At 45.5% G+C, this 23,123-nt stretch carries 22 protein-coding genes; 6 read left to right on the top strand and 16 right to left on the bottom strand.

Translation table 11 applies throughout. From position 1 onward, the window contains the following. Nucleotides 1-30: 30 nt before the first annotated feature. The 11 genes from IE070_RS12455 to seqA all read right to left on the bottom strand — a co-directional run bounded on the left by IE070_RS12455 (nt 31) and on the right by seqA (nt 14,397). Nucleotides 31-1,101 carry an FHA domain-containing protein gene (locus IE070_RS12455; protein ID WP_189483520.1) on the bottom strand — a complete coding sequence of 357 codons (1,071 nt, stop codon included), beginning with the start codon at nt 1,099-1,101 and terminating at the stop codon, nt 31-33. Next, on the bottom strand, nt 1,092-2,351 hold the full coding sequence (locus tag IE070_RS12450; RefSeq protein WP_189483519.1) for a S1C family serine protease: 1,260 nt from the start codon (nt 2,349-2,351) through the stop codon (nt 1,092-1,094). The genes IE070_RS12455 and IE070_RS12450 overlap by 10 nt, the downstream gene beginning before the upstream one ends. A gap of 145 nt (nt 2,352-2,496) precedes the next feature. Further along, nucleotides 2,497-2,991: a hypothetical protein gene (locus tag IE070_RS12445; RefSeq protein ID WP_189483518.1), complete on the bottom strand. Its 495-nt coding sequence runs from the start codon at nt 2,989-2,991 to the stop codon at nt 2,497-2,499. Nucleotides 2,992-3,094: 103 nt separating this feature from the next. Beyond that, nucleotides 3,095-4,852: a dihydrolipoyllysine-residue acetyltransferase gene (locus tag IE070_RS12440; protein ID WP_189483517.1), complete on the bottom strand. Its 1,758-nt coding sequence runs from the start codon at nt 4,850-4,852 to the stop codon at nt 3,095-3,097. A gap of 10 nt (nt 4,853-4,862) precedes the next feature. After that, on the bottom strand, nt 4,863-5,840 hold the full coding sequence (locus IE070_RS12435) for an alpha-ketoacid dehydrogenase subunit beta (RefSeq protein ID WP_189483516.1): 978 nt from the start codon (nt 5,838-5,840) through the stop codon (nt 4,863-4,865). After that, nucleotides 5,840-7,024, bottom strand: coding sequence for a thiamine pyrophosphate-dependent dehydrogenase E1 component subunit alpha (locus IE070_RS12430; RefSeq protein ID WP_189483515.1), 1,185 nt, complete (start codon nt 7,022-7,024; stop codon nt 5,840-5,842). Before IE070_RS12430 ends, IE070_RS12435 begins: the two co-directional genes overlap by 1 nt. Nucleotides 7,025-7,265: 241 nt before the next feature. Then, nucleotides 7,266-8,303, bottom strand: a complete 1,038-nt coding sequence (gene astE, locus IE070_RS12425; RefSeq protein ID WP_189483514.1) for a succinylglutamate desuccinylase — start codon at nt 8,301-8,303, stop codon at nt 7,266-7,268. A 56-nt stretch (nt 8,304-8,359) separates the two neighbouring features. Further along, nucleotides 8,360-9,241: an ABC transporter substrate-binding protein gene (locus IE070_RS12420; protein ID WP_189483513.1), complete on the bottom strand. Its 882-nt coding sequence runs from the start codon at nt 9,239-9,241 to the stop codon at nt 8,360-8,362. Nucleotides 9,242-9,430: 189 nt separating this feature from the next. Continuing rightward, the gene (locus tag IE070_RS12415; RefSeq protein WP_189483512.1) at nt 9,431-11,914 is read right to left on the bottom strand and encodes a glycogen/starch/alpha-glucan phosphorylase; all 2,484 of its coding nucleotides are present in this window, start codon (nt 11,912-11,914) and stop codon (nt 9,431-9,433) included. Between the two features lie 208 nt (nt 11,915-12,122). Next, on the bottom strand, nt 12,123-13,772 hold the full coding sequence (gene pgm / locus IE070_RS12410) for a phosphoglucomutase (alpha-D-glucose-1,6-bisphosphate-dependent) (RefSeq protein ID WP_189483511.1): 1,650 nt from the start codon (nt 13,770-13,772) through the stop codon (nt 12,123-12,125). Nucleotides 13,773-13,785: 13 nt separating this feature from the next. Then, nucleotides 13,786-14,397 (bottom strand): replication initiation negative regulator SeqA, encoded by a 612-nt coding sequence (seqA, locus tag IE070_RS12405; protein WP_189483510.1) that lies wholly within the window; start codon nt 14,395-14,397, stop codon nt 13,786-13,788. A 107-nt stretch (nt 14,398-14,504) separates the two neighbouring features. Between seqA and IE070_RS12400 the strand changes: the two genes are divergently transcribed. The 4 genes from IE070_RS12400 to fldA all read left to right on the top strand — a co-directional run bounded on the left by IE070_RS12400 (nt 14,505) and on the right by fldA (nt 16,357). Continuing rightward, entirely contained in the window at nt 14,505-15,266 is a 762-nt protein-coding gene (locus IE070_RS12400; protein ID WP_189483509.1) for an alpha/beta fold hydrolase, read from the top strand. 62 nt (nt 15,267-15,328) lie between these two features. Further along, nucleotides 15,329-15,526 (top strand): DUF2788 domain-containing protein, encoded by a 198-nt coding sequence (locus IE070_RS12395; protein WP_189483508.1) that lies wholly within the window; start codon nt 15,329-15,331, stop codon nt 15,524-15,526. 14 nt (nt 15,527-15,540) lie between these two features. After that, the gene (gene ybfE, locus IE070_RS12390; protein WP_189483507.1) at nt 15,541-15,813 is read left to right on the top strand and encodes a LexA regulated protein; all 273 of its coding nucleotides are present in this window, start codon (nt 15,541-15,543) and stop codon (nt 15,811-15,813) included. Between the two features lie 13 nt (nt 15,814-15,826). Then, nucleotides 15,827-16,357 carry a flavodoxin FldA gene (gene fldA / locus IE070_RS12385; RefSeq protein ID WP_189483506.1) on the top strand — a complete coding sequence of 177 codons (531 nt, stop codon included), beginning with the start codon at nt 15,827-15,829 and terminating at the stop codon, nt 16,355-16,357. Nucleotides 16,358-16,516: 159 nt separating this feature from the next. Here fldA and IE070_RS12380 read toward each other — a convergent pair whose 3' ends face one another. Further along, the gene (locus IE070_RS12380; protein WP_189483505.1) at nt 16,517-16,987 is read right to left on the bottom strand and encodes a DUF4442 domain-containing protein; all 471 of its coding nucleotides are present in this window, start codon (nt 16,985-16,987) and stop codon (nt 16,517-16,519) included. Between the two features lie 137 nt (nt 16,988-17,124). Here IE070_RS12380 and fur point away from each other — a divergent pair, with 137 nt between their 5' ends. Continuing rightward, complete coding sequence (gene fur / locus IE070_RS12375) at nt 17,125-17,565, top strand: ferric iron uptake transcriptional regulator (protein ID WP_189483504.1); 441 nt, start codon at nt 17,125-17,127, stop codon at nt 17,563-17,565. 57 nt (nt 17,566-17,622) lie between these two features. On the opposite strand, the gene IE070_RS12370 is transcribed toward fur, so the two are convergent. From IE070_RS12370 to IE070_RS12360, 3 genes are all read right to left on the bottom strand, one after another. Next, a complete protein-coding gene (locus tag IE070_RS12370) occupies nt 17,623-18,114 on the bottom strand; it encodes a GNAT family N-acetyltransferase (RefSeq protein WP_189483503.1) in 492 nt (163 codons plus the stop codon). Between the two features lie 151 nt (nt 18,115-18,265). After that, nucleotides 18,266-19,204: an electron transfer flavoprotein subunit alpha/FixB family protein gene (locus IE070_RS12365; RefSeq protein ID WP_189483502.1), complete on the bottom strand. Its 939-nt coding sequence runs from the start codon at nt 19,202-19,204 to the stop codon at nt 18,266-18,268. Then, on the bottom strand, nt 19,204-19,953 hold the full coding sequence (locus tag IE070_RS12360) for an electron transfer flavoprotein subunit beta/FixA family protein (protein WP_189483501.1): 750 nt from the start codon (nt 19,951-19,953) through the stop codon (nt 19,204-19,206). The genes IE070_RS12365 and IE070_RS12360 overlap by 1 nt, the downstream gene beginning before the upstream one ends. A gap of 377 nt (nt 19,954-20,330) precedes the next feature. On the opposite strand from IE070_RS12360, the gene IE070_RS12355 reads away from it, so the two are divergent. Then, nucleotides 20,331-21,977 carry an electron transfer flavoprotein-ubiquinone oxidoreductase gene (locus tag IE070_RS12355; protein WP_189483500.1) on the top strand — a complete coding sequence of 549 codons (1,647 nt, stop codon included), beginning with the start codon at nt 20,331-20,333 and terminating at the stop codon, nt 21,975-21,977. 79 nt (nt 21,978-22,056) lie between these two features. Here IE070_RS12355 and IE070_RS12350 read toward each other — a convergent pair whose 3' ends face one another. Next, nucleotides 22,057-23,040 carry an aldo/keto reductase gene (locus IE070_RS12350; protein WP_189483499.1) on the bottom strand — a complete coding sequence of 328 codons (984 nt, stop codon included), beginning with the start codon at nt 23,038-23,040 and terminating at the stop codon, nt 22,057-22,059. Nucleotides 23,041-23,123: the final 83 nt, after the last annotated feature.

Genomic DNA, 23,123 nt, shown 5'->3' with positions numbered 1-23,123 from the left:
CTGTTGGTAGCATGCGTACTCGCCTTATCTTCAAACACCTTCTTTAGATACACTCTTTTCAGCAGTGCTATTTTCAACGGTGCTATTGTCAGAAACACTGTTTTCAGAAGTACGGTTTTCAGGGGCGCTGTTATCAAGCGGTGCCACTGCAATATGATCAACTAAGGTAACTTGTTGATATAAGCTTTGGCTGGCCGCCATAAAATCAGTGCTATTGCTTGGTGATGTGACTAAAAACGCTTGAGGTAACAGGTTTGCCTCATAGCGAGGTTGAATATTCGGCCCCGCCGATTGAATGTAAGGAAATAACCAATATGTGCTGGCTAAGGCAAGGGTCAAAATGGCTTGTACACTTTTGCGTTGGATTGCAACTAGACTAAAACCATACCAGAACAAACTCAGCAGTAACATAGTGGGCACCACTTTTTGTAATACCCCAAAGAGCGTGCTGTCACTAAAGTTAAAGCCTAGCCAGTTGGCCATAATATCCCACAACACCCAAGCCGCCACCACCGCATAAACTAAGGCGGCTTGTTGGCGGAAATGAGCATCTTGTCCTCTAAAACGCGCAAACAAAGCCAAAAGCGCCGGCCATAATAACGGGATCAACAGAAAAAACGGGATCACCAATAATTGTCGCTGCCATTTTTCGGCGGCTTCTCCCAAGACATCGATCCAAGTGCCATAAGCCATATCCAAAGCCACGATCAGCAAAACGAGCACCAATAAAGGTAGCGAAGATAATATCCGTAAACTGTGCCAACCTTGCGCAATAATCCGTGTTGGGGCTATAGCGGCATCGCTTAACAATACGCGCAAACGCTGTTGCCCTAACATAAACTCTTGACCATTTGCAGCAATAGACATGAAGTCAATACGCTGCCCTTGGCTATTGACTGTTCCATTGACTGACGCCAGATCACGCATATGCCAATGCCCCTGATCATTGCAACTCAAGACAGCATGCTCAGCACAGCAGTAAGGATCTTGTACAATCACATCATTCTCGTAACTGCGGCCAATCCGAATGTCTGATTGCGTGAACTTATGGATACTAACGGGTTTTCCTTGGCTATTTAATAACTCAACGATTATTGCCATACCACGGTCTCCATAAATTTGCGCGTGAAGGCATCGGCATTTTCTTTACTTACCCCGGCCAAACTAAAACGACTAATAAAACCAAATTGATCGTTAGGTACCGTCGCCGCAAGATAAATCGCATCATACAAATCTGGATACTCTTTGTAAGCACGCACACAGTATACCACTCGGGTAGGATGTGTATTCAGGGCAACAATATCACTGCGACAATTAAAGCCTTCTACATCTCGCGGTGAAGCACGATTATCAGCACGAGCTTGCTGTATACGATTGCGATAATGATGATTGAATTTGAGTAAAGGTAATTGTGAACCGTCTAACCATTCAAACTGCATTTGAATTTTGCCGGTGACAAATTGATTACTTAAAAACACCTCTTCTTGCTGACCACAAAAGGCGGCAGAGGTGCGTAATTCATATTGCGTTTGCGGCGTATTCGTCCGGCCCCAACACGTCATATAGGGCGCAATACTCTCAGGAATTTGTCCTTTACCGAGCGTTTTCATTTGCCAATCGGCTTCGAGTAACGGGGCTAGCATAATGTTTTGGTTATGTAACAGTTGCGAACGAATTTGCGCTTTTAACGTTTGCACTGCTGGGGGAGCCGCCGGAACTTGGGCTAATAAGGCTTGTACTTGCGCTACAGGCACCACAAAACCCAGTTGATTGCCTCCCGTTGCCACATTAACACCCACAACCTGCCCCACGCTATTTACGCTAGGGCCGCCACTCATACCAGGGTTGATGGAGCCTGTAACATGCAATCGAGGATAAAAACTCTGTTGTTTTAAACCGTTATAGGTGCCAGGTACCACCACCATACCTAAATCATGTGGATTACCTAAACTAAAAACCTCAGCGCCTTGCGCAGGCAAGCCCTCGGCTAAAGTAAACACTAAGCCGTCGTGCTTCGGAGCTTTTAATAAGGCTAAATCGTTTACCACGTCTAGCGCTAAAATTTCAAGCGGCTGCAATCCCGCATCACCCATTTTTGCCATTAGCTGATAACTATCAGGGGTAGCAATTCGATTGGCAATAACATGATAATTGGTGATGACCCATTCCGGCGCAACATAAAAGCCACTGCCAAACGCGGCTTTGTGCTGTGTCTGGTTTTCAACCACTTGCACTTCCAGCAGGGCATCTTGATATTGGTTAAATACTTGCTGCGCATTATCGGCTAGTGTGTGCTGGGTAAAGACCAGCAAACCGAAGGCCAAGCTACAACATAAACGCCTGAAAAACATCCTGATCACTCCAAAAATAAGCGTGATTTACCATATCACCAGTACCTAAAATGTCAAAGTAGTATTGCAACAGACGTTTTGATTTTACCCACGACGTTTCTGAATTTAGCAATGCCCTCGATATCGATGTTATCCGATACCAAGCTTACTCAACGATTTCTTCGAGGTTAGCTGATTTAAAATGTTCGCGGAAACGTTGCTCAAGCTCACTAAAAAACGTGATTTGTTGTTTAACACAGTCAGATGGCGTCAAACGCGCCCCTACGCTTGTTACCAAGCTAAGCTGTAAACTTTCCATTTCTGCGGGAAAATCAATATACAGACGTGCTAATCTACTTTCGAATTGATGCTTTGCGGCTTTGGGTAATTCGTTTACTGTGGGTAAAGTAATAGCGTGTTTGCTACGCGCCTTTTCAATGATCTGATTTAGTTCATCAACATAGTGCGAAACGTTATTCGTGGTTGTTGAGGTTAAATAATCACGTAACGCCAAAGGAAAGCTTGTTGTTGAGGTAAAGCTTAAATAAGTATGTGCAGGAGATAAATCGCCATACTCAATACCGTAGGCAATATAAGCCATCATCCTGTGCAGGCTAGCTTCTATCGCCGTATTAACAACACCATGTTTTTTATATTCCATTTCAGCGTCAACGATCTCATGAATCAACCTTCGGGGTCAGATCATGATCTGACCCCGAAGGTTGCTGAAGGTTGCTGAAGGTTGTCAATCTCGCACGAAACGCTTAGCGCATTGCCACTAACATGCTGCTGGGTTGTTCTAGGTATTGCTTCCAGAGATTGGTAAAACGCGCAATGGTGCCGCCGTCGATAATACGATGATCGCCTGACCAGCTAATTTGCATGATTTGCCGCGCGACTACCTGACCATTCGCATCAAACCGTGGTAAGGCTTGTACCTTACCCAATGCGACAATCGCCACTTCCGGTTTATTGATGATGGGCGTTGCGACTGTGCCGCCAATAGCGCCGATGTTGCTGATGGTAATGGTGCCGCCTTTTAGATCGGCGGGGCTTACCCTACCCTCACGGGCTGAATCAGTGAGCTTGCTTAAGGCGTTGGCAATATCGATAATGGATTTTTGCTCACAGCCTTTGACATTAGGTACCAACAATCCCACTTTTGAATCGACCGCTACGCCAATATTGTGTGCGCTAAAGTAGGTTAGCTCAGTACAGTCAGCATTTGGCTGGCTATTCATTACCGGGAATTCGTTTATCGCCAGCGATAAGGCCTTCATAAAGAATGGCATCATCGTCAACTTAACGCCCTGCTTAGCGTACTGATCTTTTAGTTGATTACGCAGCGCGATCAGCTCGGTTAAATCAATTTCTTCGCAGTAAGTAAAGTGCGGAATAGTCGAAACCGATTCGCTCATTTGCCGCGCCATCGCTGCTTTAATGCCACGGATTGGCTCTACGCGGTTACTCGCAGCCTTCGGGGTCAGATCATGATCTGACCCCGAAGTTGAAGCTGCACCTGCCCCTGAAGCTGCGGCGGCCCCATAAGCTGAAACTGTACCTGACCCGGAAGTTGAAGCTGCTAAAGCCGCACCGCCTTTGGCAAAGGCATGCACATCATCTTTAAATACCCGACCTTTTTCGCCAGAACCTGGTACTAGCTGAATATCGATACTCAGTTCACGCGCTAAACGGCGCACCGCTGGGCTGGCTAAAGCTTTAACGCCCTTGGCAGCAGCACTGTTGGCGGGAACCTTCGGGGTCAGATCGTGATCTGACCCCAAAGCCGACCCCGAAGGTGCTGCTGACCCTGGAACCTTCGGGGTCAGATCATGATCTGACCCCAAAGCCGCCCCCGAAGCTGCTGCCGATGCTGCTGCTTCGCCTTGCCGGCGAATCGCGAACAACGGCGCATGTACTTTGGCAATATCGCCTTTAGCGTAATACAGCTTGCTAACCACACCAGCGTATTTAGCCGGGATTTGCACTAAGGCTTTATCAGTCATCACATCACAGACGGGCTGATCTTCCTCGATGTTATCGCCTTCTGCTACTAGCCAATCAACAATTTCACACTCAACAATACCTTCGCCGATATCAGGAAGAATAAAGTCTTCAGTGATTTCGCCGGTTGCTGTGCTGGCATTCGTGACTTCGCTGACCTTCGGGGTCAGATCGTGATCTGACCCCGAAGCTGCTACTGACCCCGAAGCAACCGCCGAAGCCGCCGCCCCTGGGACCATGGGGGTCAGATCGTGATCTGCCCCCTGAGCAGTAGTGTCCACAGTCAGGTGCATTTCAAATAAAGGCGCATGCACTTTAGCAATATCGCCTTTTGCATAATAGAGTTTGCTGACAACCCCACTATGCACGGCAGGAATTTGCACCAAGGCTTTATCGGTCATTACATCACAGACCGGTTGATCTTCACTGATTAATTCGCCTTCTTTGACCAGCCATTCAACAATTTCGCACTCAACAATACCTTCCCCGATATCCGGTAAAATAAAATCCAGTTTCATCGAAAACCCCTTAAAAGTTAACCGAGCGCATAATGGCTTCGAATGTTTTCAGATGATCGGCCACATATTCTTTCTCAAGGGCCAACGGGTAAGGCGTATCTAAACCACACACTCGCTCAATGGGGCTTTCTAAATGTAAAAAACACATTTTCTGGATAGTAGCAGCGATTTCACCAGCAAAACCGCCCGTTAACGGGGCTTCGTGGTTAATCACTAAACGGCCGGTTTTCTTCACTGAGTCGGCCACCGTATCGGCATCCCACGGCAGTATGCTGCGCAGATCAATGACTTCACACGACACGCCATGCTCTGCAGCCATATCCACGGCTTTTTGCACAATTTCCATCTGCGCGCCCCAAGCCAATACGGTAACGTCTTTACCTTGTTGTAGCACTTCCGCTTTACCAATCGGCAGCTCGTAGTACTCTTCTGGTACTTCGCCGATTGAGGCGCGATACAGTTTTTTCGGTTCAAAGAAAATAACCGGATCTGGACAGGCGATAGCGGCCAGTAGTAATCCTTTCGCTTGATGCGGATCACGAGGCACCACGATTTTTAAACCTGGAGTGTGCGCAAAGTAGGCCTCTGGGCTTTGGCTATGATAATGGCCACCCGCAATACCACCGCCATAAGGCGTACGGAAGACTAATCCGCCAACATTAAATTCATTACCTGAACGGTAACGGAATTTCGCCGTTTCATTAACGATTTGATCAAAGGCTGGAAAAATGTAGTCTGCAAACTGGATCTCAGCGACCGGCTTCATGCCTTGAGACGCCATACCATTAGCAAAACCGGCAATGCCCTGCTCGGTTAGCGGCGTATTAAAACACCGTGCTTTACCGTATTTTTCTTGTAGTTTACTGGTAGCACGAAATACCCCACCAAAATGACCAACGTCTTCGCCAAAACACACTACACCATCATCTTTGGCCATGGCCAAATCTAAGGCATTATTAATGGCCTGTAACATATTCATTTTTGCCATTATTCAAATCTCCCGGCAGTAATGGGGTACGCATCCGGGTATTTACGGATATGTTGCTTTAACTCGTCTAATTGTTGCTGTAACGCTGGGATGGGTTCGGCGTAAACATCCGAAATTAAATGCTCAATACCAGGTTTAGCCACTTTCTCTGCCACTTTTAACGCATCTAAAATATCAACCCGTAATTGCTCAGTTTTCGCCTTATCAGCGGCTTCATCTAACCAACCTTGGCGTAACAGCCAAGCTTTGAAGCGCGCGATTGGATCGTTCTTACGCCATAAGGCTTCTTCTTCTTTTGAACGATAACCACTCGGATCATCAGAAGAGGAATGCGCGCCCAAACGGTAGGCAATAGATTCAATTAATACCGGCTCATGGTGCGCCAAGGCGTACTCGCGAGCCATTTTCGTTGCTTGATAGACAGCCAGAATATCGGCGCCATCTACGCGCAAGGTTTTCATACCATAGCCAACACCACGACACGCGATGCCATCCCCAACAAATTGTTCATTCGCGGGAGTAGAAATGGCATAGCCATTATTACGACAAAAGAAAATAACGGGTGCTTTGTGCACCGCGGCCATATTCATGCCCGCATGAAAGTCACCTTCCGACGCAGCACCTTCACCAAAATAACACAAGGTAATGGCGTCTAAGCCGCGCAATTTTTGGGCATACGCATAGCCACTGGCTTGCGGGATTTGTGTACCTAACGGGGAGGAAATCGTCATGTAATTAATGGCCTGACTGCCATAATGCACCGGCATTTGCCGCCCTTTGCCTAAGTCTAACTCGTTTGAAAACAGCTGATTCATAAACTGTTCTAAGCTAAAACCACGATAGCGTAAAGCACCCTGCTCGCGATACTGCGCCATGATCATATCTTGCTCAGTCAACGCCGCGGCGCTGCCAACGGTGGCACCTTCTTCACCTAAACACTGCATATAAAAACTGATACGCCCTTGGCGCTGCGCCGCCAACATACGCTCGTCTAATACTCGGGTAAATACCATGGTATCGTACATCTTTAGCGCTGTGGCTTGATCTAACGTAGGTAACTCAGCCCCGTCATACAGGTTACCATCGTCTTTTAGGATCCTTGAGGTCGGTATTTTTAACGCGTCACCGGCTGTGAACGCAGCACGATGCACCGTGGTAATGGTGGCGTTATTTGGATTAGTCATAAGGCGTCTCTTGGTTGTTAATTTGGTTTTTGATTAAGAAAGAAGCTTAACTCGTTATTTTAGGTTTAGATGCGAATTACCCCTGAATGTGCACGTCGCAAGTCTAATTTTTTGCGCCTGACTTTACCTTTACGTAAACTGCATTGCAACCAGCGACTGGCATAAAAAAACCTGACAGCGCAACACACTGTCAGGTTATATTTACTTTTCGTAAAGTAACCCACACAAAAAGCAGTATGTTTCACTTAAGATGTGCAGTAATACTCTTCGGAACGACCATTAAGATCGCACGCTGACCAATGGCTACTTTGGCATTTGGAAATATTAGCGCTTCACCCTCACGTTCAACCCGATACTCGATATCGCCATCGGTAGCTAACAATGTTCCAATAGGATAGCTGGTGAAATTTTCCACATCGTCGGCAAAATGTAATTTGAAATCTTGCGTTTGCTTATTAATCGCGCGATAAACGTCATAAATGTTAAAATCGATGCTCTCAAAGGCAGGTAATTCTGGCAATGTCGCCGTAAGCAAGGCGCGCAACGTGGTGTTTGCCTGTGCAAACCGACGCATGTCGTTTTGCCCAAAAGGCCTTACTTTACCAAGCTCGATAGTAAAGGCATCCGCACCATGAGCATTAGACGCATAATAACTAAAGGTACTGGCGGCAGACTGCATTAGTAGTACAGTATGTACATCACAGGCTGCCAAAAACTCTAATTGCTGCTTACGCCAAGGTTGGCCATGCAAATAGGGATAGACGGCAAATTTTTCAAACCGCGAGCCGCGAATAGCCGTGTGCAAATCATATAAATAACGTTGTCGCGGCTGTTCGGTATGCTGATAAAATCGGCTAACATAAATTTCTAATGCTTTCGCACGCTGCCGCTCAGCATTAATCAGCCCTGCACCTTTACTATGATGCCCAGAGAACAACCGATTAAGGTTTTCGGTGACTTCACGTTTGCCAAGATTAATGGCTGCAGGGTTACCAAATAAGACTAAAAGCCGCTCAGCCAAGAGTAACTTTTCAGTCAAAATATCACGTACAATGTCGGCACACAGCTCTATTGGCGCGGTTTCATTACCATGAATACCACAACTGAGCACAATATCGTGTTGTCCATACTGCGGTGGCTGAAAATAAATCACCCCAGTATCCCATATTTCAACATGAGTGCCGTTGCTCAACGTAAAATGGCAAGGCGATAAACCGTCAGGATGCGCCAAAGTAAGGGCGAGAAACTCTCCGCTGTCACGTAACTGCTGCGCAATCATCTGTTATGCTCCTCGTTTTGTATGATTATCATTCGCGGTCAATACCATTCGTTCTATTATTCTGGTTTGCTCGCAGGTAACTCAGATTGGTTATACTCAGGTTGTGCTAAAAACTGCTGATTTAACTTAAGATAATTTACAGCGTCGGCACCCGCCCATAAGGTTAAAACTTGAAGAAAAGCCGGATCTTGGCGCACTTGCGGCATCACGCTATTAATTTTATTTAACACAGCATTCCCCCAGGATGTTCTGGCACATCCCACCGCGCCGGCAACATGCTGATCTGCATTTTCGTGCAGTGGCAAAGCAGTAAGGTGTCCTTTACCACTTTGCTGAAAATAATTGGCGACAATAGGATAATCCAAGGTGTAATCGAGCCGATCCGCTTTAATCATTTGCATAATAGCTATCGCCCCGCCACTACCTGGCCGCGCTAAAAACGGTGGGTATTGCTCTAATAACGTTTGTAACACACTGTAACGGCGTCCCGCTGGATAGCCAAAACGCAAGGTATTATCAGCGATAAGCTTGGCAAACTGTAATGGCTCACCAAATTTTTGGCTAAGCATAGTGGCCTTCTCTGCGGTGGTAATAACGTGATGAGGCTGATACATGTGTGTTGGCATAGAGTAAAAGGCAACCTTATCGTGCGTTCCTTTGTAAATCATACAGGGAAAACACAAACCGATCCCCTCTTCTAAGGCTGCAGAGATCCGCGGATGTGGCATCAGCCAAACGCTTCGACGCACGTCTGGCAAAGCCCGATGTACCGCATCGATAAGCACATCACAAATGCCTAAACCTTGGTAAGGGCCATCAATGATATGAAAAGGCGGTGCGTCATTAATCGCCCATTGAATACTTTTTATATCGTTATCTCGGGTGCTTCCCCAAAAAGGCAGCAATAACAGCACCATTATCAACCACAGAACACGCATAATTTACGCTTTAGCAACCAAATCTTTGGGCAGCATAATGTAACAGCCGTGAATTTTCGAGCCTTTTATATCTTTCTACCTGAAAGGATTACCGACAGTATAAGTTCGCATTTGTTAATATATAAAAACGGCAGCCATCAGGCTGCCGTTTTCGGGGGTATTAATCAGCGCGTATACGCGCCTGCAAAATCACGCGCGAATTGTACACGAGGTTAAATTCCATACCCGTTCCACGTAATCTTCAATAGAACGATCTGAGGTGAATTTACCCACTGACGCGGTATTGAGGATCGCTTTTTCTGCCCACAACGACTTATCCCGGTACCAGGTATCGAGTTTTTGCTGAGCAGCAACATAAGACTCAAAATCCGCTAACACTAAATACGGATCACCGCCTTCTAACAAACTGCGTTTAATAGCAGCTAATTCACCTGGCTTACCTGGGGTAAAGTAATCGGTTTCTAACCAATCTAAGATAGCCTTTACCTCAGGATTATTATGATAATACTCATAACTGTTGTATCCCTTCGCATGCAGGGCCTTAACTTCATCTACCGTTAACCCAAAGATCGCAATATTGTCTTCGCCAACTTCTTCAGCAATTTCAATATTAGCACCGTCTAGCGTTCCTACAGTTAAGGCACCGTTTAACGCCAGTTTCATATTACCGGTACCTGACGCTTCTTTGCCTGCAGTAGAAATTTGCTCAGAAACATCTGCCGCTGGAATCATCTTCTCCGCTAAGGTCACCCGATAATTTGGCATAAACACCACTTTAATCCGGTTTTTAACCCGTTTATCGTGGTTAATTTTCTCGGCGACCTTATTAATAGCATAGATAATTTCTTTGGCTAACTTATACCCCGGTGCCGCTTTAGCGCCAAACAGGAATACGCGTGGCACCATATCATAATCTGGATTTTGTAAAATACGACGATACAACGCCAAAATATGTAATAAATTCAAATGCTGACGCTTATATTCATGTAAACGCTTAATTTGAATATCAAACATAGCCGCGGGATCTACATCAATCCGCGTCAGTTTTTTGATCACAGTGGCTAAATCGGCTTTGTTTTGCTGTTTAATCGCCATAAAGCTGTCTTGCATTTGTGGATCTTTGGCATGCTCAGCCAGCTTTTGTAGCTTTTTCAGATCGTTTGGCCAATCCGTGCCCACTTTTTCATCTAAAAGCTTCGCTAAACGCGGATTACAGGCTTTCAACCAACGACGCGGGGTAACACCGTTAGTGACATTGGTAAACTTATCGGGCCACAATGCTACCATTTCTGGAAACAGATCTGACTTCACCAATTTTGAATGGATTTCTGCTACTCCATTCACTTTAAACGAACCCACTACCGACAAGTGCCCCATCCGAACCATGGGCTCATGACCTTCTTCAATGATGGACAGCTTGCGCTTTTTCTCATCATCACCCGGCCATAACACATCAACCTGCTCAACCAAGAAGCGACGGTTAATTTCATAGATAATTTCAATATGCCGTGGTAATACTTTTTCAAATAACCGTAACGGCCATTTCTCTAGCGCTTCTGGCAGTAAAGTATGGTTAGTGTAGGCAAACACTTGCTGACAAATAGCCCAAGCGTCATCCCACGCCATTTCAGCCCGATCGACCAAAATACGCATTAATTCAGGAATAGCTACTGCTGGGTGCGTGTCATTTAATTGAATCACGACTTGCTTAGCAAAATAGCTCCAATCATCAGCATGACGGCGTTTATAACGACGAATAATATCTTTTAATGAACACGAGCAAAAAAAGTATTGCTGAATTAACCGCAGTTCTTTACCGGCATCCGTTTCATCGTTGGGATAAAGGACTTTTGAAATATTTTCGGCTTCAACGTTTTCGCGTGCGGCATCAATGTAACCGCCAGAGTTAAACACATCCCAGTTGAAGAAGTCACTGGCACGGCTCTCCCACAAACGCAGGACGTTCACTGAGCTGCCGTCATATCCCACAATCGGAATATCCCATGGCACGCCTTTGATAATACGCCCTGGGTGCCATACTTTTTTCATCTGGCCTTGTAAATCATACACGGTCTCAACATAGCCATAGACCGCAATTTCTTGGACCGACTCAGGCCGACAAATTTCCCACGGATTACCATACTCACGCCAGCTATCAGGCCGCTCGATTTGTCGGCCATCTTGGAAGCTTTGTTGAAATAAACCGTTTTCGTAATGAATGCCGTAACCAATGGCTGGGTAATTTAACGTCGCCAACGATTCAATAAAGCACGCCGCTAATCGACCAAGACCGCCGTTACCCAGCGCCATGTCTTCTTCTTGATCTTCTAGATCGGCAATGTCCATACCAAGTTCGGCTAACGCCAACTTGGCTTGCTCGTATAAACCTAAGTTATGTAGGTTGTTACTAAACATCCGCCCCATAAGGTACTCAAGGCTAAAATAGTGCAATGCCCGGGTATCTTGCTCATAATGGGTGCGTTGGGTAGTGCGTAAACCATCAAATACTTGCTCATTTACTGCAGCACAGGTGGCACGCCACCAAGCTTGATGATTGGCTTTGTTTAAATCAGTACCCAAAGTTGAATGGAGATGCTTTACGATGCGTTCTTTTAACTGCTCTGTCGCAGTCACGGCGGCTTGGGCCGTTTTAGCTGTTGAGGTCTTTTTCATTGCCAATCCTAAGGTTTTGTCCGCGCAGATAGCGACTTTAAAGCACAATTGTAGAAAAATTACGAAAACGATACCTCAAAATCGTTCTTTTGGCAAAGATTACCCGATAGTTGGTAATTTAATTACATAAATACCGTTTTCGAGTCGACAACACGCCCATGTTTTAAACCTGAGCGTGTTCCACATCTTGCCTGTTAGATCACGGCGATTACAGCTGACTAAAAACAGCCGCAACAAAAGCTTTAGCATCATGCTCAAGCTGTTCTAGATGCGCCTGATCCACAAAGCTCTCTAGATAAATTTTATAAGCATTTTCTGTGCCTGATGGTCTAGCGGCAAACCATCCTTGCTGCGTCACAACTTTCACCCCACCAATATTGGCATCATTACCCGGCGCTTTCGTTAACACGGCTAAGATCGGATCGCCAGCTAACGTTTTCGTACTGACACTGGCCACATTAAGATTTTTTAACGCTGCTTTTTGTGCTGCTGTTGCCGGCGCATCTAAACGTCGATACAAGGGAGAACCCAGCTCGCGTGTTAAGGCCTGATACTGTTGATACGGATCAACACCGGTTTTAGCCAGCATTTCTGCAGCCAGCAAGCCCAAAATAAAGCCATCTTTATCCGTAGACCACACAGTACCATTCAAGCGTAAAAAGCTGGCGCCAGCACTTTCTTCGCCACCAAAGGCAATGGTGCCCTCATGTAATCCTTCAACAAACCATTTAAAGCCTACCGGAACCTCTTTTAGAATACGCCCTCTGGCCGCGACAACGCGATCAATCAAGGCACTGGAGACCAAGGTTTTACCAATGGCTAATTTTTCATTCCATTGCGGTCGATTTGCCAATAAATAGTTAATCGCAACGGCTAAATAATGATTGGGGTTCATCAAGCCCCCACTGCGCGTTACGATACCATGGCGATCAAAATCGGGATCATTTCCAATAGCCACGTCGAATTGATCTTTTAAGGTAATCAGGTTTGCCATGGCATACGCTGATGAGCAATCCATGCGGATCTTGCCGTCTTTATCTAGCGACATAAAACCAAACGACGGATCTAATTTGTTATTGACCACGGTAATATTTAAACCATAGCGTTCAGCTATTTTTGGCCAATAAGCAATACCAGAGCCGCCTAACGGATCTACACCAATACGAATGCCCGCTTTAGCAATGGCGGCCATATCAATGACATTTTCTAAATCATCAACGTAATGTTGAATATAATCAATATGCTGACAATAACCTGATTGCAACGCTAAGGTGTATGGCATCATCTTAACGCCGTCTAGATCCTTAGCGAGTAATTCATTAGCGCGTCGTTCAATCCAATCGGTGGCGTCGGTGTCGGCAGGGCCACCATGAGGTGGATTGTATTTAATACCGCCATCTTCTGGAGGATTATGGGAAGGCGTAATCACAATGCCGTCAGCTAATTGGCTGGTCGCCCCTTGATTTTGCGTTAAAATAGCATGCGAAATAACCGGGGTTGGCGTATACCCTAAGTCCTTTTGAATACAGACTTGAATATTATTTGCTATTAATACTTCTAAGGCGCTGGCAAATGCCGCCTCAGATAACGCATGCGTGTCTTTGCCTAAAAACAACGGGCCCGTTGTGCCCTGCTTTTTGCGGTACTCGGCAATCGCTTGGCAAATCGCTAATACATGCGGCTCATTAAAGGAGCAGGTTAACGCACTACCACGATGCCCAGAGGTACCAAAACTCACTTTGTGCTCAGGATGCAAATGCACATCGGGTTCCAACACATAATAGGCCGTCATTAACCGGCAAACATTGGGAATTAGTTCATTGGGAACAGGCTGACCTGCCAGCGGATGTAATGACATAACCTTTCCTTAATTAGAGTAAATCACGAATGCGTTCAGCATCTTCAGCACTATAGCCCAGTTTTATGGCAGTTTCTGTTAGCATCATCTTTTTTCGGGTGGTATTGGAATTGGTGATCACCCAAAACGCTGTATTAGGGATTTGCTTTGGATTGGTGCTAGTACCTGTCTCGGAAAGCTCTGCCGCAGAATTACCAAAATACAACCGATTACGCCCTTTAATATCTAAGACTTTGTGAAACTGTTTTTTATGCACCCGGGCTAACACTGACAGTAAATACAAAAAACGCCCAACAATATTATGTTCAGCTTGTAAATCTGCGGGTGTTACCAAATCAAAAATATTACCCGCTTTTGACGCATTCACCATGCTAGGTTCTGCAGTTGTTTCAGTGTTAACTGTAACGGTGTTTTCCGCCAGCGAGGTAGCCGCGTTAGCCGCGTTAGCCGTGTTTGCTGGGGTTGCGGCGGGTGCAATCGGCAAGACCACCGGTTGCGGCGCCATTGCTTTTACAGGGGCGCCGGGCAACAAACGACGCAGGATATCAGAAGCACTTTCCCCTATTTTCAGGGTCTGGCCTGCGATGTATTGGTATAAATCGTCGTCTATTTCAATGGTTTTCATAGGTTTAATCCGTAACGTCAAATTCAGAGCATTATATAAAGGGATTGCCACTGACGCCAGTAAGCAATTTTGTTAAAATAGCGCAAATTTTTACAAATGGAAAAACGATGATTTTACATTATCAATGCACGGGCTCAGGTCCAGCCATAGTGTTAATTCATGGCTTATTTGGTAGTTTTGAGAATTTAGGCGTCATTGCCAGAGCGTTAAGCGATGCATTTCAGGTGATCAATATTGATTTACGCAATCATGGTCGCAGCGCACATCACGCTGAAATTAATTATCCATTGATGGCTGAAGATGTTGCCGAAACACTGACGCATCTGAAACTTACTCCCTTTGCTTTTGTCGGCCATTCCATGGGAGGCAAAGTGGCCATGGAATATGCACTGCGCTACCCGAATGCGGTATCACGCTTAGTGTTAGCTGATATTGCGCCTGTTAGCTATGCTGCCCGACATACCCGCATTTTTGCTGGCCTTAATGCAGTTGCGTTAGCAAATGTTAATAGCCGGGCTGAGGCAGATCAACACTTAGCTGAGTATGTGGAAGAAATCGGCGTGCGACAGTTTCTGTTAAAAAGTTTAGAAAAAACAGAAACGGGCTTTCGTTGGCGTTTTAATTTAACGGCGTTAGAGCAGAATTATTCGGCTTTAATTAGCGCACCTCATGCTGCTGGGCAATTTAATGGACCCGCATTATTTATTAAAGGCGCCGATTCTGACTACATTTTACCCGAACATCGGCCACAGATTATGCAACATTTTCCGCATGCTGAAGCCAAAATAATCCAAGGCACCGGACACTGGCTTCATGCCGAAAAACCGGCGGCGTTTAACAAACTGGTTCGGGATTTTTTATTGCGTTAGCACCGAAAATTTTTCTCGGTTTATGCTACAATGCACGCACTTTTTTTGAATGAACTTAGCAAATGAGCTTAGAGCAGTTTGAAACGATTGGATTATGGCTGGGCCTTGGCGCACTGTACTTTTTTATTGTGTTAGCCATTCGCGATGTGCTGAAAAAGAGCGGCGCGCCTAAAATGGGTCAGGTGTTTGTGTGGTTAGTGCTATTTTTATCGCCGTTCGTATTTATTGTTAAAACGATAGTGCAGTATTTTTTCGAATAAGAGGTTATGGATTAATGGCGAAGATTGCCACTGATCGCACCACTATTGATTTGTTTGCGCTCGAAAAACGTCCCGGTAGGCCCAAAACCAACCCCTTGCCACGGGATGAGCAACTTAAACTAAATAAACGCAATCAAATTAAGCGCGATCGTGTAAAGGGGTTAAAGCGTATAGAGTGCAAAGTGCCAGAGCAGTTGTGTGAAAAACTGGATCAGGCCGCCGCCACGGCAAATATGACACGTAGTAATTTTATTGAATATCTTTTAGAACAGGCTTTGGCCAGGTAAGAAGGCAGATAACATGGCAACAGTGGGTATTTTTTTTGGTAGCGATACCGGTAACACCGAACATATCGCCAAGATGATCCAGAAAGAACTGGGTAAGCAACTTATTGACGTGCGTGACATCGCCAAAAGCAGTAAAGAAGATATTGCAAACTTTGATCTCTTACTGCTGGGGATCCCTACTTGGTATTATGGCGAAGCACAATGCGATTGGGACGATTTCTTTCCTGAGTTGGAAGGTATCGATTTTAATAACAAGCTTGTGGCCATTTTTGGTTGTGGTGATCAAGAAGATTACGCCGAGTACTTTTTGGATGCGATGGGCACCTTGCGCGATATTATCGAACCTAAAGGTGCCATTATTGTGGGCCATTGGCCTACGGCAGGGTATAACTTTGTCGCGTCTAAAGCCTTGGTAGATGACAACCATTTTGTTGGTTTAGGCGTTGACGAAGATCGCCAGCCAGAATTAACCGAACAACGCGTTAAAAAATGGTGTAAGCAAGTTTACGAAGAAATGAGCTTGGCGGCATTTGCGGATCTGTAAAGCGCTGCACTGTTCTTCATACTTTTCTTTGTGAATGCTTAGCTTTTTCACCCTAGCGATTTTAGTTAATCATTGTAATAAAGGCCCTGATGGGCCTTTATTATTTGTGAGCTGAATATATAAGCGTATGAGTGTAAGCGGATGATGCGTTTATCCACTTTACTGGCCGCGGTATTTAGGCTTCTTACGCACATACACCGTGCGATTAACTTCACAAACGATAGTATTGTCAGCATCTTTAATGTGCACCAAAAACTGCGGAAAGTACTTTTCGCCTTGCTCGGTGTGCGCCTTAATCTCGTTAACTTTATCATCTGATAGCCAAAACTCTGCCGTCAGTTTGCTTAAACCCGGTTTAATAAAATCAATATCGGCTTGTTTATCCCAAACAATGTATTCCTTTCCCAACGCCCCCATTAACATTAAGGGATAAATTGGATCGGTCATAGCAAACATAGAGCCGCCAAATTGACTACGATTAATATTTTGGGTCCAAGGACGTGACTTTAACTCAACCTTACAATAGCGATAATCGTCGCTCAATACCGCAACCTTGATACCGGTAAAGAAAAAGGGTGGCCAAAAATTTAAAAGATGGCGCATAACTGCCGGTTTAAATGCCCAACGCATAGCTTTCTCTGGTAAGACCTGTTAAAGCTATTGTACCCAAGTGATTTTTTGGCACAAGCATATATTCATAAAGTCATTGAATATATGGTCAATGCCTTTATAATCCCTAACAAGTTCACGTTTAAATAAGAGTACTTATGAACGACCATAATACCGAGTTACGCAAAGCAGGCCTAAAAGTAACCTTACCCCGGGTTAAGATTTTAGAAATTTTACAAGATCCTAAACACCAACATATTAGCGCAGAAGACGTGTATAAAATTTTGTTGGAGCTTGGTGAAGATATTGGCTTAGCGACGGTTTATCGAGTACTTAACCAATTTGACGATGCCGGCATTCTAACCCGCCACCATTTTGAAGGTGGTAAATCGGTGTTTGAACTCACCGGTGCGAATCACCACGATCACCTTGTCTGTTTAAAATGCGGCAAGGTCGTTGAATTCGAAGATGATATTATTGAACGTCGCCAATTAGACATTGCTAAAACCAACGGCATTAAACTGACCCATCACAGCTTATATTTGTATGGTGAATGCGAAGATACCGTGCAATGTAAAAAGAATTCTCAACACAACTAAACAAAAAACCTCCTTGATGGAGGTTTTTTTCTGTCGTTTTTTCTGTCTTTTTCCTGTTTAGAGCGGGCTTATTCTGGCCATCTGTAGGGCATTAATATAATTGCCATACTGAAAGGCATAATCGGTAAGTTCAGCTTCTACTTCAAACCCAAAACGTTCATAGAGCGCTATGGCCGGTTCGTTAGATGCGTAAACCAATAACTCTACTCGACGTAAGGCCAGCCAATTATCAGCCAAATCCAAGGCTGCGCGCAGCAAGGCTGAACCGATCCCCTGCCCTTGATAAGGCTCGGATACGCCCATACCAATTTCTGCCACATGCCGTCGCCGCGGATTTTGCATCACCTGTAAACCAAGCTGCCCCACCACTTGCCCGTCAAGCTCAGCTACCAAATTATAAAAGCCCGGCTGTGGCTCAAACAAACTCTGCCATTTAGCTTGCGGTTGAAACGGTAGCTGTAAAGTATTGGCATAGACGCTGGGCTGATCATAAATAGCTTTAACCGCTGCAATATCGATCGGTTCAGCATGGCGGATCACAGGCAACATAGAACAAGCTCCTTTAACATGCACTGGTTTACCGTGGCTAACTCACTCTAATAGCCTAACGAATTGCACGATAGTAAAATTGCTAACGTAAAAAAGCCAGCAAAATTGCTGGCTTAGAAAGCACCTTTAAATTAGCACCGAGTAACTAAGGTTACAGGGCTGCGTCTAGTTCTGGCAACAAGGTGAATAAATCGCCCACTAAACCATAATCCGCTACTTGGAAAATTGGCGCTTCAGGGTCTTTATTGATAGCAACAATGACCTTTGAATCTTTCATACCGGCTAAGTGCTGAATAGCCCCAGAGATCCCTACCGCAATGTACAAATCTGGTGCTACGATTTTACCGGTTTGACCAACCTGCATATCATTTGGTACAAAGCCGGCATCTACAGCGGCACGAGAAGCTCCAATAGCAGCATTAAGCTTATCAGCAATCCCATTTAACAGCGCAAAATTTTCGCCATTTTGCATACCGCGACCACCTGAAATAATCACTTTCGCAGCGGTAAGCTCTGGACGCTCAGACTTGGTTAACTCTTCACTGATAAAACGTGACACGCCCAAATCTTTGACAATACTCACTGACGCTATTGGTGCAGAATTACCCGTAGCAACAGCAGCAAAAGCCGCACTGCGCACAGTCATAACTTTAATGGCATCCGCAGATTGCACCGTAGCAATAGCATTACCCGCGTAAATTGGCCGCACAAAGGTATCTGCGCTTTGAATAGCAATAACATCAGAAATTTGCGCCACATCTAGCAAGGCCGCCACACGCGGTAACATGTTTTTACCCGTTGTCGTGGCAGCTGCCAAAATATGGCTGTAATCTTTTCCTAATTCAGCCACTAAGGCAGCAACATTCTCTGCCAGTTGTTGGCCATAGGCGGTGTTATCGGCGACTAATACTTTTGTCACACCGGCGAGCTCTGCCGCTTGCCCTGCGGCGGCTTGACACGCTGCACCAGCCACTAAAACATGCACTTCGCAACCCAGCTCATTACTCAGTAACGTTGCAGCGTGTACGGTTTTCAACGTATCCGCTTTTAACGCCGCATTATTGTGCTCAGCAATTACTAAAATCGTCATTAGATCACCTTCGCTTCATCTTTTAACTTGCTTACCAGTTCCGCAACATTGGCTACAGTAACACCTGCTTTACGCGTTTCTGGCGCTTTAACACTAAGCGTTTTTACTTTAGCATCCAAGGCTACGCCAAAACTGTCAGCTGGGCTGACATCTAACGGTTTCTTTTTCGCTTTCATAATATTGGGAAGCGAAGCATAACGTGGCTCGTTTAAGCGTAAATCAGTTGACACCACAGCAGGTAAGCTTAATTCAACCGTTTGCAGACCGCCGTCAATTTCGCGGGTAACTTGCACTTTGCCATCTGCCACAACCACTTTTGATGCAAAAGTGCCCTGTCCCATGCCAGTCAACGCCGCTAACATTTGTGCGGTTTGGTTATTGTCTGAATCTATTGCCTGCTTACCCATGATGATCAGCTGAGGCTGCTCGGCTTCCACCACTTTTGCCAGTAATTTTGCTACTTGCAAAGAATCCAGCGTAAGCTCAGTGTCTAATTGAATGGCCCGATCGGCGCCAAGCGCCAGCGCGGTGCGTAATTGTTCTTGCACCAACTTGTTACCAATAGAGACGGCAACAATTTCACTAGCAATACCGGCTTCTTTTAAACGCACGGCTTCTTCTACAGCGATTTCACAAAACGGATTAAGCGCCATTTTAACGTTGGCTAAGTCCACACCACTGTTGTCGGGTTTTACCCGCACCTTCACGTTGTAATCAATAACCCGCTTTACCGGTACTAAGATTTTCATAATGGCCTCGTTGTTATGCGCCTGCTAAACCTGATGACATTAACACTCTCGCCCTGCGCGTGTTAACCCATCTTTAAATGTCGCGCCTGCTTTACGTGCAGGTAAACTTCTAATTTTTACACTGGCTGACAATCTACTTCCTGTTGACGTTAACGTCAACCTGCAATATTCTGATGCACTAAAATTAATGGCATTTTATGTAAAGATATACATCCATCGCATAAAAAGTCGATAATTGGGCTCAAGGTTCACGTTACAGGCATGGCCACTGGCCTTGTTTATACAACACGATAATAATGCGTCTGCACCATGAGTCTGGACACTAATACAATACGTAATTTACTGGGTCCGATACCACAGTTTAAGAGAGGGTAAAGATGGAAAGAGAAGCCATGGAGTACGACGTAGTCATCGTCGGTGCAGGTCCATCTGGATTATCAGCAGCGATCAGACTGATGCAACAAGCCAATGCTGCACAGCAAACAGTAACCGTATGTGTGGTTGAAAAAGGCTCTGAAGTTGGCGCGCATATTTTGTCAGGTGCTGTGTTTGAACCCCGCGCATTGCAAGAGCTGTTTCCTGATTGGCAAACATTAGGGGCGCCGCTGCACACGCCTGTGACCCATGATGATATCTACTTATTTAATAACGCCGAGCAAGCACGCAAATTACCGGCAACGTTAGTCCCAAACACCATGCATAACAGTGGTAATTATATTGTTTCTGCTGCAAATTTATGCCGTTGGTTAGCTGAGCAAGCTGAAGGGTTAGGTGTCGATATTTTTCCGGGCTTTGCAGCCAGTGACATTATTATTGAAGACAACGTTGTTAAAGGTATTATTATCGGCGATATGGGCCTTGATCGTGAAGGTCAGCCCAAAGACAGTTTTACGCCTGGAATGGCGCTTCATGCCAAATATACCCTGTTTGCCGAAGGATGCCGTGGCCATCTTGGCAAGCAATTGATTAATCACTTTAAGCTCGATGCCGATAAATCACCGCAACATTATGCCATTGGTTTTAAAGAAATTTGGGACGTTCCGGCTGAACAGCATCATGCTGGGCTGGTAGTACATTCTGCTGGCTGGCCATTGGATGATGCCAGTGGCGGCGGCTATTTATATCATGCAGAAGGTCAGCAAGTGGTGGTAGGGCTTATTGTTGATCTTAACTACAGCAATCCGTACCTTAACCCGTTTGAAGAATTCCAACGCTATAAGCAACACCCGATCATTCGTCAATATTTAAAACAAGGCAAACGCGTTGCCTATGGCGCACGCGCCATTGCTAAAGGTGGCCTAAACAGTCTACCGAAAATGACGTTTAACGGTGGTATGCTGTTAGGCTGTAACGCTGGTACCCTAAATTTTGCCAAAATAAAAGGCAATCACACGGCGATGAAATCAGGCATGTTGGCGGCAGAAACCGTTGCACAGGCGTTATTTGCTGGTGATACCGGCGGCAAGGATCTCACCGCGTTTGCTGAACACTTTAGCAATAGCTGGTTGTTTGATGAACTGTACCGTTCGCGCAATTTTGGGGCCGCTATTCACAAATTTGGTACCTTCTGGGGCGGGGCTTATAACACCCTGGATCAAAACCTGTTTGGTGGTAAGTTACCTTTTACCCTCAAAGATGAGCAGCCCGATTACGCCATGCTCAAACCAGCGAGCAGTGTGCAGCCAATTAGCTATCCTAAACCAGACAACACTCTTAGTTTCGATCGATTAAGCTCGGTTTATCTGTCGAATACCAATCATGAAGAAGAGCAACCTTGTCATTTGAAGCTTAAAGACAACAGCATCCCTATTCAGGTTAACTTGGCAAAATTTGCTGAGCCCGCTCAGCGCTATTGTCCGGCTGGCGTATACGAAATTGTTGAAGAGCAAGATAAGGGGCCGCGCTTACAAATTAATGCGCAAAATTGCATTCACTGTAAAACCTGCGATATTAAGGATCCGAGCCAAAACATCACTTGGGTTACCCCTGAGGGCGGCGGCGGCCCAAATTATCCCAATATGTAACGCAATCCAAAATTGTTAAATTAGATTGGAAAACAACAATTATAAACTAAAAAAGGGCTCAAAAATTGAGCCCTTTTTATTAGGGTAACGCCACGCCACGCGCGGCAACATAAAGCTGATACCAATGTTCACGATTAAGTAAGATGTTAGGCGCTTGGGTGCAGGCTTTAATCCGCGTCACATTAGTTGAACCGATCACCGGTTGGATCCCCGCTGGGTGGCGCATTAACCACGCCAGTAAGATCGCTTCGCTACTGCATTGATACTCGGCGGCTAACTGCTGTAGTAATTGACTTACTGCCTGCTCAGTTGCAGTTTGCCCCGCATAGCCTGGGCTATAACGCCCCTGAGCTAAACTGCCCCAACTCTGGATTTGTACCTTATGCAATTGGCAGTATTCCACCGTGCCATAACCAAAGTGTTTATTAGCCCCAGCGGGCATGCCAATCATTACGCCTTCATCTAACCAATGATGCGCCGATAAACTCATCTCAAGTTGATTCACTTTTAAAGGCTGTACCAAGGCACTTTGCAATAACTGCAATTGTGCCCAGCCCATATTCGACACGCCGAAATGACGCACCTTACCTTGCTGCGCTAGTAGTTCAAATGCCGCTGCAACCTCGTCTATGTGCATTAACGGATCGGGCCGATGCAACAATAAGATATCCAAATAGTCGGTTGCTAAGCGGGCTAGCGAGGCCTCTACCGAGGCAATAATAGCGGCTTTCGAGCAATCATATTGTCCCGTTTGCCCCGGCTTAGGCAGCTTTATCGCACATTTTGATTGCAAAATTAGCCCTTGTCGCTGCTCAGGAAAATGCTTTAAGTAACGGCCAAACACGGTCTCGGCTTTACCAAACGTATAAATATCGGCGTGATCAAAAAAGGTAATACCATTCTCTAACGCAGTTTCAATTACTGAAAACGCCAGCTTTTCATCTGCAGCGGAAATAGGGTGTTCATCCCAGCCACCGCCTAATCCCATGCACCCCATCACTAAACGGCTGGCATGTGGTAAGGTAGTTTGGATCGGATAAGTTGGCGAACCTGTTGCGCTCATGTTGCATCCTCTTTTCTACTTAAACTAATTTAACTGATCTTAATGAGACCAAGGCAGCAATGTTAATACTCTTTCTGTTCACA

The sequence above is a fragment of the Alishewanella tabrizica genome (assembly GCF_014652375.1).
Taxonomy (GTDB): domain Bacteria; phylum Pseudomonadota; class Gammaproteobacteria; order Enterobacterales; family Alteromonadaceae; genus Alishewanella; species Alishewanella tabrizica.
Note: the sequence above shows the minus strand (reverse complement) of the source record. Positions and strands in the feature narration are given on the sequence as shown.